Origin of the sequence: Streptomyces sp. SID5910, from assembly GCF_009862125.1 — a bacterium.
In the GTDB taxonomy this organism is placed as follows: domain Bacteria; phylum Actinomycetota; class Actinomycetes; order Streptomycetales; family Streptomycetaceae; genus Streptomyces.
The window spans coordinates 1-18,434 of record NZ_WWHX01000557.1 but is presented as its reverse complement, the minus strand read 5'-3'; the positions used below and the strand labels follow the sequence as shown (position 1 = coordinate 18,434).

Genomic DNA, 18,434 nt, shown 5'->3' with positions numbered 1-18,434 from the left:
TTGTAGAGCAGGCCGAGGCCGCCGATGGGCTGGGCCTGGGCGATCAGCGGCAGATAGGCCGCCGCGGTGACGTGCAGCCCGGCCAGGTGCGGCCACAGGATCGGATAGCGCTCCGCGAACTCCTGCGGCGACTCGATGAAGCGCGGGCTGAGCGTGCGGACGGCCTCGCTCATCGGGTACGCCTCGTCCACGCCGGTGACGCGGGTGCCGTGGACGAAGCTGCCGTCCGGGCCCTCGGCGACGAGCAGGATGCGGTCGCCCTCCACCAGGCCCATGACCACGCTGGTGGCGCCCAGATGGGTGAGGCCCTGGGTGTCCTTGAGGGCGTCGATGACGTCGTCCACGGTGCGCGCGTGCGCGAGCGCCGCCGTGGTGAGCTGCACGACGTTGGTCTGCTGCCGGCGGGCCTCGTCCAGGGCGGCCTGCTCGCGGCGGGCCTCGATGTCGCCGAGCTCCTGGGTGGCGTCGCGGACGATGCCGATGATGCGGCGGGGGCGGCCGGTCTCGTCGCGGCGGATGTAGCCCTGGGTGCGGACCCAGCGCAGGGTGCCGTCGCGGCGCCGCACCCGCAGATAGGTGCCGTAGTTCTCGCTGCCGTCCTTCATGGCCTGGGAGACCAGGGTGTCGAGGCGGTGGCCCTCCGACGCGGGGACGCGGACGGCCAGCGACTCGGGGCGGCCGTCGTACTCGTCCGGGCGCAGGTCGAACACCTCGTGCGCCTGGGCGTCCATGTGGAACAGTCCGGAGTCCAGGTCCCAGTCGAAGCTCCCCATGCGGTTGAGCGCCAGGATCGGGTCCGGGTGGGCGGGCCAGTCGTCCGGGGGTGACAGGGCGCTCGCTCCCCGATCAACCATGCGCCCCACCTTGCCAGGATTTGCCCGATTATTCGACTCCTGATCCGCTGCCCGTAGGCCGACAGGGACACCGGGTCGCCGGGGTACCCGGGGGCGTGGCACGAGAGGAGCGCGAGCCGTGGAGTGGTTCACCTCACCCGACTACTGGCTGACCCGGCTGGTCTTCCAGCGGGCGCTGGCCGTCCTGTACCTGGTCGCGTTCGTCACGGCGGCCGTCCAGTTCCGGGCGCTGCTCGGTGAGCGCGGTCTGACGCCGGTGTCCCGGTTCGTGGAGCGGGTGCCGTTCAGGCGGGCGCCGAGCCTGTTCCAGTGGCGCTGCTCGGACCGCTTCTTCGCGGGCTGCGTCTGGGCGGGCTGCGCGGTCTCGGCGGCGCTGGTGGCGGGGCTGGACTCGCTGCTGCCGCTGTGGGGGGCGATGCTGCTGTGGCTGGTGCCGTGGGCGCTGTATCTGTCGGTCGTCAACGTCGGGCAGACCTGGTATTCGTTCGGCTGGGAGTCGCTGCTGCTGGAGACGGGGTTCCTCGCCGTCTTCCTCGGCAACGACGAGGTGGCCCCGCCGGTCGTCGTGCTGTTCCTGCTGCGCTGGCTGCTGTTCCGCGTCGAGTTCGGGGCGGGGCTGATCAAGATGCGCGGAGACGAGTGCTGGCGGAAGCTGACGTGTCTCGACCACCACCACGAGACCCAGCCGATGCCGGGCCCGCTGAGCTGGTTCTTCCATCACCTGCCCCGGCGGATGCACCGCGTGGAGGTGGCAGCGAACCATGTCACGCAGTTGCTGGTGCCCTTCCTGCTGTTCACGCCGCAGCCCGTCGCGACGGCCGCCGCGGCCCTCATGATCGTCACCCAGCTGTGGCTGGTGCTGTCGGGGAACTTCGCCTGGTTGAACTGGATCACCATCGTGCTGGCCCTGTCGGCGGTCCGCTTCCCGGCGCGTCCGCCGTCCCTGCCCGGCGCTCCGCTGTGGTACGTGGTCGTGGTCCTCGCGGTGGCGGCGCTGCTGGTCTTCCTCAGCCACCGGCCGGTCCTCAACATGATCTCCCGCCGGCAGGTGATGAACCGGTCCTTCGACCCGCTCCACCTGGTCAACACCTACGGCGCCTTCGGCAGTGTCAGCCGGGTCCGCTACGAGGTGGTGATCGAGGGCACCGCCGACGAGGTCGCAAGCCGGGACTCGGACTGGCGGGAGTACGAGTTCAAGGGCAAGCCCGGTGATCCGCGGCGCTGGCCGCGCCAGTTCGCGCCGTACCATCTGCGGCTGGACTGGCTGATGTGGTTCGCCGCGCTGTCGCCCTCGTACGCCGGGCCCTGGTTCGGCACCTTCGTGGAACGGCTGCTGGAGGGCGACCGCGCCACGCTGCGGCTGCTGCGCCGCTCCCCGTTCCCGCCGGACGCGCCGCCGCGCTTCGTGCGGGCCCGGCTGTTCCGGTACCGGTACACGACGTGGCGCGAGCTGCGGGAGACCGGCGCGTGCTGGGAGCGGACGTACGTGCGGGAGTATCTGCCGCCGACCCGGCTGGTGGGCGGCGCACAGGAGCCGTAGGGGTACGGACCCGACCGGGCCCGTACCCCCTGACGCGTGCTAGGCGCGCTTGAGGCGCAGGGTCATCAGCTGGAACGGACGCAGCCGTACGGCGATCCGGTCGCCGTCCAGCCGGGGCGCCTCCGCGTCCGCGAGCGGGCGTTCCAGCAGGTCGGTCACCTGGACGTCCGTGGCCGGGAACCCGGTGGTGAGCGTGGCCCGCGCTCGGCCGCCGTGGGCCTCGTGGAAGCGGACCACGACGTCCCCGCTGCCGTCGTCGGCCAGCTTGACGGCGGTCACGACGACCGCGTCCCGGTCGACCGCGACCAGCGGCGCGACGTTCCCGGCGCCGGTGGCGCGCCGCTCGGGCAGGTTGATCCGCCAGCCCTCGCGCACCGCGTCGCCGATGCCCGCGCCGGGCACCAGCGCGTGCCGGAAGCGGTGCACGCCCTGGTCGGTCTCGGGGTCCGGGAAGCGCGGGGCGCGCAGCAGGGACACGCGGACCGTGGTGGTCGTACCGCCGTCGCCGTCGGTGCGGACGGTGCGGGTGACGTCGTGGCCGTACGTCGAGTCGTTGACGACGGCGACGCCCCAGCCGGGCTCCTCCAGGTGGACGAAGCGGTGGTTGCAGGCCTCGAACTTGGCGGCCTCCCAGCTGGTGTTGGTGTGGGTGGGCCGGTGGAAGTGCCCGAACTGGGTCTCGGAGGCGTACCGTTCGGCGTGCACGTCGAGGGGGAAGGCCAGCTTGAGGAACTTCTCCGTCTCGTGCCAGTCGACCTCGGTGTCCACGTCCAGCCGCCGCTCCCCCGGCGCCAGCGTCAGGACCTGGGTGACGCGGGAGGAGCCGAAGGAGCGGACGATCCGCACCGAGGCGCCGTCGTCGCCGGGGGCGATCTCGTCGGCGTCGGTGAGGTCGGTGACCGTGTGGCGGTAGAACTCGTCGACGTCCCAGGCGTCCCACATGTTGGGGAAGTCGGGGTGGAGCTGGAGCAGGTTGCCCGCGCCGCCCGGCGCGACGGTCTCGCGGTCGGCGTCGAGGTCGTACGCGGAGACGACCAGTCCCCGTGCGTCGATCTCGACGCGCAGCAGGCCGTTGTCGAGGACGTGGCCGCCGCCGGGGCGGGGGCTGACGTCGGTACGGCCGTCGACGGCGGGCGCGGCCGCGGCACCGGCCGGGACGCCGGCGCGGGTGTGCGGGGCGGAGTTGAAGACGAGCGGGGTGTCGCCCTCGCCGGCCAGGGCGCGCTGGGCGGCGTCGATGATCTCGTTCAGTTCGGCGGCGACGCGGTCGTAGGTGGCGCGTGCCTCGCGGTGCACCCAGGCGATGGAGGAGCCGGGCAGGATGTCGTGGAACTGGTGCAGCAGCACCGTCTTCCAGATGCGGTCCAGGTCCTCGTAGGGGTAGGGGAATCCGGCGCGCACGGCGGCCGTGGCCGCCCACAGCTCGGCCTCCCGCAGAAGGTGTTCGCTGCGCCGGTTGCCCTGCTTGGTCTTGGCCTGGCTGGTGAGGGTGGCGCGGTGGAGTTCCAGGTACAGTTCGCCGACCCAGACCGGCGGCGCGGGGTTCTCGGCCTCGGCCTTCTCGAAGAAGGCCAGCGGGGTCTCCCACTCGACGGTCGCCGAGCCTTCGAGGTCGCGCAGCCGGGCCGCCTTGGCGACCATCTCGCGCGTGGTGCCGCCGCCCCCGTCGCCCCAGCCGGTGGGGGCGAGGGAGTGCCGGGCGACGCCCTTGTCCTTGAAGTTCCTCGCCGCGTGGGCGATCTCGCTGCCCTTCATCGAGCAGTTGTAGGTGTCGACGGGCGGGAAGTGCGTGAAGATCCGGGTGCCGTCGATGCCCTCCCAACGGAAGGTGTGGTGCGGGAACTTGTTCGTCTGCGACCAGGAGATCTTCTGCGTCAGCAGGTACTTGGCGCCGGCCGCCTTGATGATCTGCGGGAGGCCCGCCGCGAAGCCGAAGGTGTCCGGCAGCCACGCCTCGTCGTTCTCCACGCCGAACTCGTCGAGGAAGAACCGCTTGCCGTGCACGAACTGCCGGGCCATCGCCTCCGAGCCGGGCATGTTGGTGTCCGACTCGACCCACATGCCGCCGGCCGGCACGAACCGCCCGTCCGCGACGGCCTTCTTGACCCGCGCCCACACCTCGGGCCGGTGGTCGCGCACCCACGCCCACTGCTGGGCCTGCGACATGGCGAAGACGAAGTCCGGCTCGTCCTCCAGCAGAGCGGTCATGTTGGAGGTGGTGCGGGCGACCTTGCGCACGGTCTCACGCAGCGGCCACAGCCACGCCGAGTCGATGTGCGCGTGCCCGACGGCGCTGATGCGGTGCGCGGAGGGCACGGCGGGGGCGGACAGCACGCCGGTCAGCCGTGAACGGGCCGCTTCCGCCGTGCCGTTGACGTCCTGGAGGTCGATGGCGTCCAGCGCCTTGTCGACCGCGCGCAGGATCTCCCAGCGGCGCGGCGAGTCCACCGGCAGCTCGGCCATCAGCTCGCCGAGCACCTCCAGGTCGAGCACCAGGTTCCACACGGTCTCGTCGAGGACGGCGAGGTCCATGCGGGCGAGCGTGTACTGCGGTTCGCTGCCCGCCGTGTCCTTGTCACCGAGCTGCGTGGGCACGAAGGGGTGGTAGTCGAGGATGACGGGGTTGGAGGCGGCCTCGATGTGCAGGCGGACCTCCTCGCCGCCCTCGGCGGGGGCGCCGATCCGCACCCACTGGTTGCGCGGGTTGAGGCCCTTCACGGGGGTGCCGTCGGGGCGGTAGACCAGGCCCTCGCACTGGAAGCCGGGCATGTTCTCGTCGAAGCCGAGGTCGAGGATCGCCTCGACGGTCTTCCCGGCCCACTCCTTCGGCACGGTGCCGGTGACCCGGAACCAGCTGGTGCCCCAGGGCGCGCCCCAGCGGGCGCCGACCGCGATGGGCTCGGGTTCGGCCGCGAGTCCCTCCTCGACGGGGACGGGCTCGCCGGGCGCGTTCCACACCGCGACGTCGAGCGGCACGGACTCGGGGTACACGGCGGGGCGGACGCGCTCGTCGAGGACGCGCTTGAGGCGGGCTTCGACCAGGTTGCGGTCGTCATGCATGCGGGTGCTCCGGTGTCGGGGGCGGGTGGTTCCGGTGGTGCTGCGGCTGCTTTCCGGCGCGGCGGAGGGGTCAGGACGGGGGCCGGCCTGGAGTACAGCTCCCCCGCCGTGCCCGGTCCGAACCGTGCGCGCCGGGGGCGGCGAGTACGTCGTCGGGGGTGACGACCTCGGTGATGCCGCGCGCGGCGAGGTGCCCGGTGTCGGCGGCGCGCGTGTCGAGGACGGTGGTGGGGCGGGCGCCGTCGGCGGTCAGCCGGAAGAAGGCGTCGAACACGGCACCGCCGGGGGCGCAGGCCGATCGGGCGGCCGGGTCGGCCGGCACGGCCAGCGCGGTGGTGCGCGGGGCGGGGACCGGGTGCGACCCCTCGCGTGCGGCACGGGCCGCGCGGGCCAGGACCCGTGCCGTGTCCTTGGGGCGCCGGTCGTTGGTGAGCAGGCCGAGCCCGTACTCCAGCTCGGGGAAGTCGGCCAGTGCCCGGGACACGTCGTGGGAGCACCACCAGGTGACGCCCCACAGGTCCGGGCAGTCCAGGGCGTTCCCGACGGTCGCCTCGGTGAAGGCGGCGGCGTGCTCGGCGGGGACGAGGGGCGCGGGGGCGCCGACCTCCTGGAGCCAGACCGGGCGGTGCGGGTCGTCGGCCCACGCCTTGCTCAGCTCGATGAGGTAGGCGGCGTGGTGCTCGCTGGGCACGGAGGTGCGGCCGTGGCGCTGGGCGGTGCCGTTGAAGACCCAGGAGTGCACGGCCGTGACGGCGCCCCGGCGGGCGGCCTGGGCCGGGGTGAAGGGCTGGTCGTCCTGGTACCAGGTCGCGTCGTACTCGGCGTGCAGGTGCAGGCGGCCCGGGGCGCCCTCCTCGCAGGCGGCCAGCATCCGCTCCAGCCAGGCGTCGATCTGGTCGCCGGTGGCACGGTCCGGGTCGGGGTGGGGACCGGCGGAGAACTGGTTGACCTCGTTGCCGAGGGTCATGCCGAGGAAGTTGGGCCGGTCGGCGAGCGCGGCGGCGAGGGTGCGCAGATAGGCGGCCTGCCCCTCGACGACCTCGGGGTCGGTGAACAGGTTGCGGCGGTGCCAGGTGCGGGTCCAGGCCGGCAGGAAGTCGAAGCTGCTCAAGTGCCCTTGAAGGCCGTCCACGTTGACGTCGAGGCCGCGTTCGCCGGCCGCGTCGGCCAGCGCCACCAGATGCTCGACCGCGCGCTCCCGGATCAGGGAGCGGTTGGGCTGGAAGTAGGGCCACAGCGGGAAGACCCGGACGTGGTCCACGCCCAGGGCGGCGACGGAGTCGAGGTCGGCGCGCACGGAGTCGAGGTCGAAGTCGAGCCAGTGGTGGAACCACCCCTCGCTGGGGGTGTAGTTGACGCCGAAGCGCACGGCAGAAGGCATGCGGTGTCCTTGCTACGGGGAAGTACGGAAGTCGGCCCTCGGCCCCGGGCCGTGCCGGGCCAGGGGGTCAGCCCTTGACGGCGCCCTCGCCGACCCCGCGGAAGAAGTACCGCTGGAGGCAGGCGAACAGGGCGATCAGCGGCGCCACGGCGATGATCGTGCCGGCCGCGACGAGCCGCTCGTCGTTGGCGAAGGTGCCGTGCAGATAGTTGAGGCCGATGGTCAGCGTGAACTTGGACGGGTCGCTCAGCACGATCAGCGGCCACAGGAAGTCGTCCCAGGCGCCCATGAAGGCGAAGATCGCGACGACGGCGAGGGTGCCCTTCACCGACGGCAGCGCGATGCGCAGGAACCGCTGCCAGACGTTGGCGCCGTCGACGTAGGCGGCCTCCTCGATCTCGTAGGGGAGGTTGAGGAAGGCGTTGCGCATCAGCAGCACGTTCAGGGCGCTGACGCAGCCGGGCAGCAGCACGCCGACCAGGGTGTTGTTGAGGCCGAGCTCCCGCATGGTGGTGAACTGGGCGATGATGATGCCCTCCACCGGCACGAGCATGGCCAGGATGAACACCAGGGTGGTGACGCGCCGGCCGCGGTAGCGCAGGCGGGCCAGGGCGTAGCCGGCGAGGGCGGCGCCGACGCAGTTGGTGACCACGTTGGCGGCGGCGACCTTCAGCGAGTTCAGGGCGTAGTCCCAGACGGGGATGGTCTCGGCGACCCGCTCGTAGTTGTGCAGGGTCGGGTCCGAGGGCAGGAACTTCGGCGGGGAGCTGAAGATGTCCTCGGTGGGGCCCTTCAGCGAGGTCGACAGCTGCCACAGGAACGGTCCGATGGTCAGGGCAAGGACACCGAGCAACAGCAGGTAGCGCAGGGCGAGTTCCCAGACCCGTACGCGGCGGCCGTGCTCGTCGGTGATCCGGGGTTCCCGGGCCGGGGCCTCGGGCCGGTCGGCGGGCCGGACCTTTTCCATGACGCTCACGACTCCTCCTTCCGGTCGGCGCGCAGGACGAGCAGCATCAGGGCGACGGTGACGACGAAGACGACGACGGAGATGGCGGAGGCGTAGCCGACGCGGCCGGTCAGGCCGGTGCCGGTGCGCTGGACGAGCATGACGAGGGTGGTGTCCTCGCCGGCCGGGCCGCCGCTGGGGCCCGCCATCAGGTAGACCTCGGAGAACACCTTGAAGGCGGCGACCGAGGAGAGGGCCGCGACCAGCACCATCGTGGAGCGCACGGCGGGCACGGTGACGGTGAGGAAGCGGCGGACCGCGCCCGCGCCGTCCACGGCGGCGGCCTCGTGCAGTTCGCGGGGCACGTTGGCGAGCGCCGCGAGGTAGATGATCATGTAGTAGCCGAGGCCCTTCCAGACCGTGACGCCCATCGCGCTGAGCAGGATCAGCCACTGGTCGCTGAGAAAGCCGACAGGGCTCGCGCCGAGCGTCTCCAGCAGGGAGTTGACCAGGCCGCGCTCGTCCAGCAGCCAGACCCAGATCAGCCCGACGACGACGATCGAGGCGACGACCGGCGTGTAGAAGGCCGAGCGGAAGAAGGTGATGCCGGGGATGTTCTTCTGCACCAGCAGCGTGAGCAGCAGCGGCAGCAGGACCAGCGCGGGGACGACCCCGAGGACGTACAGGGTGCTGTTGCGCAGGCCGATCCAGAACATGTCGTCGTGGAGCAGCTCGCGGAAGTTGGCGAGACCCACGAACTCGCCCGGGACCAGGGTGCGGCGGTCGGTGAAGGCGTTGACGAGCGTGGAGACGAACGGGTACAGGATGAACGCGCCGATGATCAGCAGGCCCGGGGCGGCGAACAGCCAGGGACTGGACGGCAGTTGGCGCCGCACGCGCCGGGTCACGCGCTGGGGGCCGGGGAGGGTGGGACTCGCCATGACGCCTCAGCCCTGCTGCTGGAGGAGCCGGGCGCACGCCTTGACAGCGTTGTCCAGCGCTTCCTTCGGGCTCTGCTTGCCCTGGAGCGCCTTGGCCACCTCGTTGCGCAGCTCGGTCTTCATCTGCTCGCTGAACAGCACGGGCGTGTAGTTGACCGCGTCCTTCAGCGACTCGGCGGCGGCGACGCGCACCCGGGTCTCGTCGGTGCCGTCCTCCTTGGTGAAGTACGGGTCGTCCAGCGATCCCGCGGTGCTCGGGAAGATGGCGACCTGCTTGGCGAACGACATCTGGTGCGCGGCGTCGGTGACGTAGTGTGCGAAGGCGACGGCGGCGGGCTTGCGCTGGCTCTGCGCGTTCACCATCAGGCCCATCACGTACATGTTGACGTGGCCGGTGCTGGTGATCTGGTCGGTGATGCCGATGTTCTTGTACAGGTTGGGCGCCTGCTTCTTGAAGTTGGCGAGGTCGAGCGCGCTGCCCGGGTTCATGGCGACGGCCCCGGTGAGGAACTTCTTCCCGGAGGACTCGGGCGTGGCCGTCAGCGCCTGCGGGTCGAGCGCCTTGGCGTCGTACAACTCCTTGTACTTGGTGAGGAGTTCGACTCCCTTGGCGTCGTTGAAGGTGAAGGCGGTGCCCTCCTCGTTCATGAGGGGTACGCCGTAGCGGCCGAAGTCCTCGATGGTGGGCACGTTGGCGAGTGTGGCGACGTCGCCGCCGGTCTTGTCGGCGATCTTCAGGGCGGCGTCGAAGACCTCGTCGTACGTCTTCGGCGGCTGTTCGGCGTCGAGTCCGGCCTTCTGGAAGAGGGACTTGTTGTAGAAGAGCGGGCCGGTGTTGAGGTACCAGGGGAAGGCGTACGTGCCCTCCATGCCCGGTATGCGGTGGCTGGCCCAGGCGCCCTCCAGGTACTCCTTCTCGTACTGGCCGGCGGCCTTGTCCAGGTCGAGGGCGAGGCCGGCCTTGGCGAGCGGGGCCACGAGGTCCGGGGAGACGTTGACGACGTCGGGCAGGGTGCCGCCGGCGGCGTCGGCGCTGATCTTGTCGGCGTAGCCCTCGCCGGGCTGGTCGACCCACTTGACGTGGGTGCCGGGGTACTTCTTCTCGAAGTCGGCGATCAGGCCCTCGAAGTAGGGCTTGAAGTTGGCCCGCAGGTTCCAGGTCTGGAAGGTGATGTCGCCCTCGACCTTGCCGGAGGCGTCGGTCGAACCGCCGCTGTCGCCGTCCGAGCCGCAGGCACTCAGCGGCAGGACGAGAGCGGCTAGGGCGGCGACGGCGAATGTTCTGCGCGAAGTGGGCACGGTGACACGTCTCCCTGGAGGACGTCGGCGGTGGGATGCCAGAGACCATGCACGGCCGATTCGCGGAAAGTCAATGGATTCACGCCAACTAATGAGAACTGGCGAGCATTAGTGCAGCTCAGAGCCTCATAGCGGGGGACTTGCCGCGAACTACTAATGCGCTTTAGGATCTTTCCACTCAAGCGCTTTAGCTCTGTGGTGAGGAAAGGAGCGCGCATGCCGGCCAAGCGGCCCGCCGCGCGCCGGCCGACGATGAAGGACATCGCGCGGCGGGCCGGGGTCTCCGAGAGCGCGGTCTCCTTCGCGCTGAACGACCGGCCGGGGGTCTCCGAGATCACCCGGGACCGGGTGCGCCGGGTCGCCGAGCAGCTGGGCTGGCGGCCCAGCACGGCGGCCCGCGCGCTGTCCGGCGAGGGCGCGGCGACGGTCGGCTTCGTGCTGGCCCGGCCGGCGCACACCCTCGGCGTCGACTCCTTCTTCCTGCAACTGGTCTCCGGCATCCAGGAGGTGCTGGCGCGGCGCCATCTCGGCCTGCTGTTCCAGGTGGCGCAGGACGTCGAGGACGAGTGCGCGGTGTACCGGCGCTGGTGGGCCGAACACCGCGTGGACGGCGTGCTGGTGGTCGACCCGCGCACCGACGACCCGCGGCCCGATCTGCTCGACGAACTCGGCCTGCCCGCCGTGGTGATCGGCGGGGCGCCGGACGAACAGCACCCGGGGCTGTCGACGGTGTGGGCGGACGACGCGGGCGCGATGGCCGCGCTGGTGGACGCGCTGTACGCGCTCGGGCACCGGCGGATCGTGCACATCGCCGGGCTGGCGGGCCTCGCCCACACCGAGCGCCGGATCCGTGCCCTGCGCGCGGAGGCCGGGCGACGCGGTCTCGGCGAGGTCGAGTCGGTGACCACGGACTACTCGGACGCCGAGGGCGCGGCCGTCACCCGCCGCGTGCTGGAGGCGCCCGCTCCCCCGACGGCCCTGATCTACGACAACGACGTGATGGCCGTCGCCGGGGTCGCCGCCGCGGCCGGGCTCGGCTTCTCGGTGCCGGCGGACGTGTCCGTGGTGGCCTGGGAGGACTCGGCGCTGTGCCGCATGGTCAAGCCGTGGCTGTCGGCGCTGTCCCGGGACAGCGTGGAGTTCGGCCGCACGGCGGCGACGGAACTGACCGCCCTGCTGGACGGCGGCCCGGCCCGCACGGTGCGCGTGCCGGTGCCGCGGCTGATCGAGCGCGACAGCACGGGGCCGGCCCGGCCGGTCTGAGCGGCGCGGCCGACGGGGCCGGGGCTCTCGACGCGGAGGTGTCCGGGCGGGCAGAGTGCTGTCTGCGTACTCACCAGTAATCCCGTTCCCGCACCGCACCCAACCGCACCGCATCGCATCGCACCCCATCGCATCGCATCGCACCAAGGAGCTCCCGTGACCGAGTGGGCCGGCCGGACCGCCGCCGAGATCGCCGCCGCCGTACGTGAGAAGAGGGCCACGCCGCGCGAGGTGGTGGCGGAGCACCTCGCCCGCATCGAGCGGCTCGACGGCCGCGTCGGCGCCTTCCGGGCGGTGCGCGCCGAGGCGGCCCTCGCGGAGGCCGACGCGGTGGGCGCCCGGGGCGATCTGGCCGAACTGCCCCTGGCCGGCGTCCCGGTGGCCGTCAAGGACAATCTCGCGGTGCGCGGCGAGTCCACGCGGATCGGTTCCGCCGCGACGCCGGACGCGCCCGCCGAGGCCGACCACGTCACCGTGGCCCGGCTGCGGGCGGCCGGCGCGGTCGTCGTGGGGCTGACGAACGTGCCCGAACTGTGCGTGTTCGGCACCACCGAGGGCGTGCACGGCACCTCCCGCAACCCATGGGACCCGGCGCGCACGGCGGGCGGTTCGTCGGGCGGCAGCGCCGCCGCGGTCGCCGCCGGGCTGGTGCCCCTCGCGCTGGGCAACGACGGCATGGGCTCGCTGCGCATCCCGGCGGCCAACTGCGGTCTGGTCACCATCAAGCCGGGCCACGGCGTGGTCCCGGCCGGCATCGGCGACGGCGACTGGTTCGGGATGTCCGAGAACGGGCCGCTGGCCACGACGATCGAGGACGCCCGCCTGATGCTCTCGGTGCTCGCGGACGATCCGGCGAACGGCCGGTTCCGCCGGACGGAGCCCGGCAGCCTCCGGGTCGCCGTCTCCCCGCGCAGCCCGCTCGCCGGCGTCACCGTCTCCCGCCCGTACGCGGACGCCGTCCGTGAGGCGGCCGGGGTGCTGATGCGGGCCGGGCACCAGGTGCGGCGGGCCGACCCGCCCTACCCGGCGTCGCTTGGCCTGACCGCCGTGGCGCACTGGACGGCGGGGACGTCGGTGGACGCCCGGGGTCTCGACCCGCGCAGGCTGGCGCGGCGCACCCGGGTGCACGCGGGCATCGGGCGGCGCTTCGTGGGCACGGCGTCCACCGGTGGCGGCCGGGAGCGGCTGCGTGAGCGCCTGGCGCCGTTCTTCGCCGAGTACGACGTGCTGCTCACCCCGGCCCTGGCCCGCCGCTCGCCCAAGGCCGGGCCGTGGCACGAGCGGGGCTGGCTGCGCAACGTGGCGGCCAACTCGGCGTACTCCCCGTTCACCCCGCCGTGGAACCTGACCGGCTGGCCCGCGATGTCGGTGCCCTTCGGGGAGCTGCCCTCGGGCGCGCCCTGTGCCGTGCAGCTGGTGGGGCGCCCCGGGTCGGAGGCGGCGCTGCTGGAGCTGGCAGAGCGGATCGAGGCCCTGCGCCCGTGGCGGCGTACGGCCCCGCTGGACTGACGCCCCAGGACGCCCCCTAGAGCGCGCGGTACATGATGTGCAGGCCGACCGGACCGTGCCGGGGGTGGTCGAAGGCGTCCGGGACCGTGCCGAGGATCGTGAAGCCGAGGGAGGTCCAGAGGCGGACGGCGGGGTTGGTCTCGACGACGGCGTTGAAGACCATGCCCCGGTAGCCGTCGGCCCTGGCGGACTCGAGGACGTACTCGGCGAGGGCGCGGCCGGTGCCGCGGCCGGCCCGGTCCGGGTCGACCATGAAGCCGGCGTTGGCGATGCGGGCGGCGGGGCCGCCGTAGTTGGGGGTGACGTAGGCGGAGGCGACGACGGTGCCGGTGTCGTCCTCGACGACGTGGACGCGTTTGGCGGGGTTCATCCACAGCGCCCGGGCGTCCTCCTCGGACGTGTCCGGGTCCCAGGCGTAGGTCTCGCCGGCGGCGACGATGCGGTGCCAGAAGGGCCAGATCCGCGGCCAGTCGGTGGCCGTCGCTTCCCTGATCAGCATGGGCGTGAGTCTCGCACGCCCACGCGTCCGGCGGGTCCTGCGGGGGTCAGTCCACGCTGGGCAGGATGTGCGGCTCGGCGAGGTCTTCCTCGTAGCCCGCGAGGCGGATGGGGGCGGAACGCGCCCACACGTCGAGGCTGCCGATCTCTCCGGGCCGGCGCCCGGCGCGCTCGGCGCGTTCCTTGGGGCGTTGATCGGGGTTCGTCGTCTCCGGTGTCACCGCGCACTCCTTATGTGTCGGGTCACCCTCGGGGCCTGTCGGCCAGTGTGCCGTCCGGCGCCTGGCGCCCACTCGGGTATGAGTCGCATGCAGTTCGGACGCGGTGGCGCCGGTAATTCGGGCGGGAGCGGGCCGATGTGGACCGCGTCCCATGACGGGCCGTGGGTGTGGGTAGGCACCCGGTGCTGCCTGTCCGTCCGCTCCAGATTAACCAAATGAGCGGGGGTGCGCTCTATGGGGCTCGTAAACATGGGGTAACCATTGCCCGCCGCCCCGCGCACAGTTGGGGACAGTCTGCCGCGATTCCGCACCTTTCGCCCGCTGCACGGCTCACCCGTTCGGCCCACATCGCCGGCCGCGCCTTGGATGTCGGCGGCGGACGGCCGTGCCGTTCAGTCGCCGTTGGCCGCGCCGCAAGCTCGCCATGGTGCGCTGGCGGTCCGGGCGGCTGTCTCGTGGGAGGGACCGGGGCATGGAACTGCGCAGCGTCGAGGAGCTGATGGACCTGCTGTACGCCTGCCGGGGCGCGCGGGCGTCCGCCGGGCACGGCGGCGGCCCCGCGGATCCGTACGGGCACGCGCTGCGCACCGCCGCGCTGCTGCGCCGGCGGCGACCGGCCGACAAGGAGCTCCAGGTGGCCGGCCTGGTGGCCGTGGTGGGGCGGCTGCTGTGGCCCGGCGGTCCTGCGGGCCGCACGGCCGACGCGATGCGGCCCCTGCTCGGCCCGCGCGTCGCCCACTTGCTGCACGGGTACGCCCGCCCGGACGCCCCGTCCCGCGACGACGACCTGCTCGGCCTGCGCCAGGCCGACGAGGAGGCCCGTACGGCCGTCTTCGACGCGGGGGTCCTGGAGGACTGGCGTACGGTGCTGGAACTGCTGGCGGCGCGCAACTCGCGGCTGGGAGCGGTCGACTGACCGGATCCCTCCGCGGGTGTGCGCCGGGCGTGCCCGAGATCGGGGTGGCCGCGCGGCTGCCCGCCTAGGTGGGCGACAGGCCCCTGGGAGGGCCTGGATGGAGTCGAACCATGAAGTACGCGTGACCGGCGCACCGGGCACGCCGGCGCACCCCCACAGTAGGGCGTCGCCCGGTGAACGGGCCAGCGGATTACGGCCGTCGGCCCGCCGCCGCGGTCACCACTTGCCGGGCGCGTAGTCCTTGAGGAAGACGCCGTACAGGTCCTCGCCCGCCTCGCCGCGCACCACCGGGTCGTAGACGCGGGCGGCACCGTCGACCAGGTCGAGCGGGGCGTGGAAGCCCTCGTCGGCCAGGCGCAGCTTGTCGTAGTGCGGGCGCTCGTCGGTGATCCAGCCGGTGTCGACCGAGGTCATCAGGATGCGGTCGGTGTCGAACATCTCCTGGGCGCTGGTCCGCGTCACCATGTTCATCGCCGCCTTGGCCGCGTTGGTGTTGGGGTGGCCGGCGCCCTTGTAGCCGCGGGCGAACACGCCTTCCATCGCGGAGACGTTGACGACGTAGGCGCGCCCGGAGGACGCCCGGCGCGCGGCCTCGGCCATCGCCGGCCGGAGCTTGCTGATGAGGATGAACGGCGAGGTGTAGTTGCACAGCTGGGTCTCCAGCAGCTCCACCGGGGAGATCTGCTCGATGGTCTGCACCCAGGTGTTGGTGTCGACGACGTCGGGGAGCAGGCCGCCCGCGTCGATGGCGGTGCCGTCGCGGTGCCGGACCACGCTGGCGTTGCCGGCGACCAGGGCGAGGTCGGCCACCTTCTGCGCGTCCAGCCCGGAGGCGCCGACGGGCAGGGCGGCCAGTCCGTCCACCGCGCCGGAGCCGAAGGCGCCGATGACGTGGTGGGCGGGCAGCTCACCGGCCGGCAGCGGGGCGCTCTCGCCCTCGACGAGGGCGGCGTACGCGGAGGGCAGGCGGCGCACCGTCTGGGTGGCGTTGTTGATCAGGATGTCGAGCGGGCCCTGCGCGGTGACCTGGTCGGCCAGCGCCACGGCCTGGGCCGGGTCGCGCAGGTCGATGCCGACGACCTCCAGGCGGTGGATCCAGTCGGCGGAGTCGTCCATGGCCTTGAAGCGGCGGATGGCGTCCTTGGGGAAGCGGGTCGTGACCGTGGTGTGGGCGCCGTCCCGCAGCAGCCGGAGCGCGATGTACATGCCGATCTTGGCGCGGCCGCCGGTGAGCAGCGCGCGCTTGCCGGACAGGTCCGCGCGGGCGTCGCGCCGGGCCCGGTTCTCGGCGGCGCAGTCCTGGCAGAGCTGGTGGTAGAAGTAGTCGACCTCGACGTAGCGCTGCTTGCAGATGTAGCAGGAGCGCGGGCGCTGGAGTATGCCCGCGATCGTGCCCTCCTCGGTGCGGGAGGAGGGCAGGATGCCTTCGGTCTCGTCGTCGATGCGCTCGGCGGAGCCGGTGGCGGTGGCCTCGGTGACCGCCTTGTCGTGGGCGGTCTTGGCGGCCCGGCGCTCCTGGCGGCGGCGCTGCTTGACCATGCGGTAGATGTGCGAGGTGGCCCGGCGGACCGCGATCGCGTCGGGGTGGTCGACGTCCAGCTCGTCGAGCTCCTCGAGCACGCTCAGGCAGACGGCGAGCCGCTCCGGGTCGATGCCGGGGCCGTAGGTGGAGGTCGTCACCTCGTCCGTGGTCGCCGGGCCGTCCTGTGTCACCGTCATCGCCGCTGCCGTTCCCTGGTCACCGTGGCGGCGCTTCGAGACGCGGCCGCTGTCGAACAGCGGATTTTATTCAGCGCCGAGCCCGGATCCAAACCCGCCGGGGTCAGCAGCGGCACGCAGTGAGCAAGGTCTCCACCTCCTGCGTCAGGGCCAGGGTGAGCCGGTCGAGGTCCGGCACGGCCTTGGCGTCGGCGACCAGGCCGTAGTGGACGCGTCCCCGGTACGTCGAGACGGCGACCGCCAGAGAGTGGCCGCGGGCCAGCGGCGCCAGGGGGTAGACCTCGGTGAGCGGGTGTCCGCCGAGCCGCAGGCCGAGGCTGGGCAGGGGCACGCTGGTGACCAGGATGTCGAACCAGAGCCGGGCGGCCTGGCCGACCAGGGGCCCGCCGAGCCGGTGGCCGAGCGCCGGGACGTGGTCGGCGAGCAGGGCGACCGCGCCGGCGCCCCGCCCCGGCCCGGCGTCCTTGTTGCGGTCCATCGCGTCGCGCACCGTGCCGAGCCGGGCGAGCGGGTCGGGGTCGCCGACCGGAAGCCGTATCAGGTAGCCGGAGAGCCGGTTGCCCTGCGGGTGGGCGGTGCGGGGGCGGCGCTGGGAGACGGGGATCAGGGCGCGGGGCGCGACGCCCTCGCTGCCGTCGCCCCGCTCGTCCAGCCAGCGGCGCAGGGCCCCGGCGACGACGGCGATCAGTACGTCGTTGACGGTGCCGCCGACGGTCTTGCGGATCCGGTGCACGTCGTCGAGGTCGACGGCCGCGCCCGCGATGCGGCGGGTGCCGGACGGCTCGGCGGTGAGGGCGGGCGAGGAGCGTACGTCGAGGCCGGCGAGGGCCGCGGAGGCGCCGATGTCCAGGGCTCGGCCCGCGTCGGACAGGGCGCCGCGCACCAGGCCCGGCAGGGTGCGCACGTCCGGCAGCATGCCGCGCCGGGGCGTCTCGGGCCGGGGGCGGGGCGGGGGCATGTCCATCGGGTCGAGGACGCCCGCGGCGAGGGCCAGGGCCCGCAGTCCGTCGGCCAGGGCGTGGTGGAACTTGAACAGCACGGCGAAGGACTCGCCGTCCGCGCCCGGCAGCACATGGGCCTCCCAGGGCGGCCGGCCGCGCTCCAGGGGGCGTTCCATCAGGCGGCCGGCCCGGGCGTGGAAGTCCGTCGTCGGGGCGTGCAGCCGGACGTGGTCGAGCGGGTCGAAGTGCGGGTCGGGCTCGCGGGTGGCGCCGCCGAAGGAGAAGGGCCGGCGCAGCGCGAGCGGCGGCTGCCATGTGTCGCGGATCCGCATCCGAAGGCCGGGCACGCCCGGCGCGCGGGCCGCGAGCAGGTCCGCCGCGAGGGCGCCGGCGGTGGGCGAGTGAGCCGGGAAGACGCCGAGCGCCGCGAGGTGCATGGGGTGCTCGGCGGACTCGATGTTCCAGAACGCCAGGTCGAGAGGGGCGAGCAGATCGGAAGTCAAGGGCTTGCCTCGCAAGGACGACGGGTGGACAAGCAGTCAATCGCCCTCCGCCGATTACGGTCAAGTACGATCAAGCTACGCACAGTTAACAACAGATTAAAGTCCGGCCCCTTCGGGAAAGGACCGGACTCCTGGGAGTCATGGGGCGCTTGCGCTCGGGCCGCACCGGCGGCACCGCCCGCCCCGCGCTTCCCCACCCGGACGGCCGCGGGCCGACCGGGTGGCCGCCGGGCGTTCCCCACCCGAAGCCGCGGCCCGCCCGCCCGCCCGATCGTCCGCCCGTCAGGGCACCCGCTGCCCCTTGCCCAGTGCGATCACTCCGCCCTTGGACACGGTGTACAGGTCGGCGTCCCGCTCCGGGTTGACGCCGATCGTCGCGCCCGGCGGCACCTCGACGTTCTTGTCCAGCACCGCCCCGCGCACCACGGCGCCCCGGCCGATGTGCACGTTGTCGTGCAGCACCGAGCCCTGCACGACCGCCCCGGGGTCGACCACCACGCCCGGCGACAGCACGGACCGGGAGACCTGGCCGCGGATCAGGCACCCCGCGCTGATGATCGACTCACCGGCCATGCCGCCGGCGTTGAAGCGGGCCGGCGACAGCTGGGTGGAGTGGGTGTAGATCGGCCAGTCGCGGTTGTAGAGGTTGAAGGCGGGCCGCTCGGCGATCAGGTCCATGTGGGCGTCGTAGTACGCGTCGAGGGTGCCGACGTCCCGCCAGTACCCCTGGTCTCGGGAGGTCTCCCCCGGCACGTGGTTGGCGCTGAAGTCGTAGAGCGCGGCCTCGCCCCGGTCGGTGAGCTGGGGCAGGATCGAGCCGCCCATGTCGTGCACGGACCGCGG

15 protein-coding genes are annotated in these 18,434 nt (G+C 72.7%); 4 read left to right on the top strand and 11 right to left on the bottom strand.

Going from position 1 to position 18,434, the window contains the following annotated elements; all coding sequences use genetic code 11:
• On the bottom strand, positions 1–854 hold an 854-nt coding region (locus tag GTW67_RS19635), incomplete at its 3' end, for a PAS domain-containing protein (RefSeq protein WP_161166127.1).
• Between the two features lie 118 nt (positions 855–972).
• On the opposite strand from GTW67_RS19635, the gene GTW67_RS19630 reads away from it, so the two are divergent.
• A complete protein-coding gene (locus GTW67_RS19630; RefSeq protein WP_161166115.1) occupies positions 973–2,394 on the top strand; it encodes a lipase maturation factor family protein in 1,422 nt (473 codons plus the stop codon).
• A 39-nt stretch (positions 2,395–2,433) separates the two neighbouring features.
• Here GTW67_RS19630 and GTW67_RS19625 read toward each other — a convergent pair whose 3' ends face one another.
• From GTW67_RS19625 to GTW67_RS19605, 5 genes are all read right to left on the bottom strand, one after another.
• Positions 2,434–5,454 carry an alpha-mannosidase gene (locus tag GTW67_RS19625; RefSeq protein WP_161166126.1) on the bottom strand — a complete coding sequence of 1,007 codons (3,021 nt, stop codon included), beginning with the start codon at positions 5,452–5,454 and terminating at the stop codon, positions 2,434–2,436.
• Positions 5,455–5,524: 70 nt separating this feature from the next.
• Positions 5,525–6,835 (bottom strand): glycoside hydrolase 5 family protein, encoded by a 1,311-nt coding sequence (locus GTW67_RS19620; protein ID WP_202437438.1) that lies wholly within the window; start codon positions 6,833–6,835, stop codon positions 5,525–5,527.
• Between the two features lie 67 nt (positions 6,836–6,902).
• Positions 6,903–7,811: an ABC transporter permease subunit gene (locus tag GTW67_RS19615; RefSeq protein WP_161166125.1), complete on the bottom strand. Its 909-nt coding sequence runs from the start codon at positions 7,809–7,811 to the stop codon at positions 6,903–6,905.
• Positions 7,808–8,722, bottom strand: coding sequence for a carbohydrate ABC transporter permease (locus GTW67_RS19610; protein WP_161166124.1), 915 nt, complete (start codon positions 8,720–8,722; stop codon positions 7,808–7,810). The genes GTW67_RS19615 and GTW67_RS19610 overlap by 4 nt, the downstream gene beginning before the upstream one ends.
• Before the next feature lie 6 nt (positions 8,723–8,728).
• On the bottom strand, positions 8,729–10,021 hold the full coding sequence (locus GTW67_RS19605; protein WP_161166123.1) for an extracellular solute-binding protein: 1,293 nt from the start codon (positions 10,019–10,021) through the stop codon (positions 8,729–8,731).
• Positions 10,022–10,237: 216 nt separating this feature from the next.
• On the opposite strand from GTW67_RS19605, the gene GTW67_RS19600 reads away from it, so the two are divergent.
• Together GTW67_RS19600 and GTW67_RS19595 are read left to right on the top strand one after the other, a co-directional pair.
• Entirely contained in the window at positions 10,238–11,284 is a 1,047-nt protein-coding gene (locus GTW67_RS19600; protein WP_161166122.1) for a LacI family DNA-binding transcriptional regulator, read from the top strand.
• Between the two features lie 156 nt (positions 11,285–11,440).
• Positions 11,441–12,793 carry an amidase family protein gene (locus GTW67_RS19595; protein WP_161166121.1) on the top strand — a complete coding sequence of 451 codons (1,353 nt, stop codon included), beginning with the start codon at positions 11,441–11,443 and terminating at the stop codon, positions 12,791–12,793.
• Between the two features lie 16 nt (positions 12,794–12,809).
• Here GTW67_RS19595 and GTW67_RS19590 read toward each other — a convergent pair whose 3' ends face one another.
• Together GTW67_RS19590 and GTW67_RS37045 are read right to left on the bottom strand one after the other, a co-directional pair.
• The gene (locus GTW67_RS19590; RefSeq protein WP_161166120.1) at positions 12,810–13,292 is read right to left on the bottom strand and encodes a GNAT family N-acetyltransferase; all 483 of its coding nucleotides are present in this window, start codon (positions 13,290–13,292) and stop codon (positions 12,810–12,812) included.
• A 46-nt stretch (positions 13,293–13,338) separates the two neighbouring features.
• Positions 13,339–13,512 (bottom strand): hypothetical protein, encoded by a 174-nt coding sequence (locus GTW67_RS37045; protein WP_346010693.1) that lies wholly within the window; start codon positions 13,510–13,512, stop codon positions 13,339–13,341.
• A 472-nt stretch (positions 13,513–13,984) separates the two neighbouring features.
• On the opposite strand from GTW67_RS37045, the gene GTW67_RS19585 reads away from it, so the two are divergent.
• Positions 13,985–14,428, top strand: coding sequence for a hypothetical protein (locus GTW67_RS19585; RefSeq protein ID WP_161166119.1), 444 nt, complete (start codon positions 13,985–13,987; stop codon positions 14,426–14,428).
• Between the two features lie 216 nt (positions 14,429–14,644).
• Here GTW67_RS19585 and GTW67_RS19580 read toward each other — a convergent pair whose 3' ends face one another.
• The 3 genes from GTW67_RS19580 to GTW67_RS19570 form a co-directional block, all read right to left on the bottom strand.
• On the bottom strand, positions 14,645–16,147 hold the full coding sequence (locus GTW67_RS19580) for an SDR family NAD(P)-dependent oxidoreductase (RefSeq protein WP_161166118.1): 1,503 nt from the start codon (positions 16,145–16,147) through the stop codon (positions 14,645–14,647).
• 103 nt (positions 16,148–16,250) lie between these two features.
• On the bottom strand, positions 16,251–17,591 hold the full coding sequence (locus tag GTW67_RS19575; RefSeq protein WP_161166117.1) for a wax ester/triacylglycerol synthase family O-acyltransferase: 1,341 nt from the start codon (positions 17,589–17,591) through the stop codon (positions 16,251–16,253).
• Between the two features lie 282 nt (positions 17,592–17,873).
• Positions 17,874–18,434 (bottom strand): GlgC family sugar phosphate nucleotidyltransferase (locus tag GTW67_RS19570; RefSeq protein WP_272920516.1); only part of this gene is annotated, 561 nt, incomplete at its 5' end.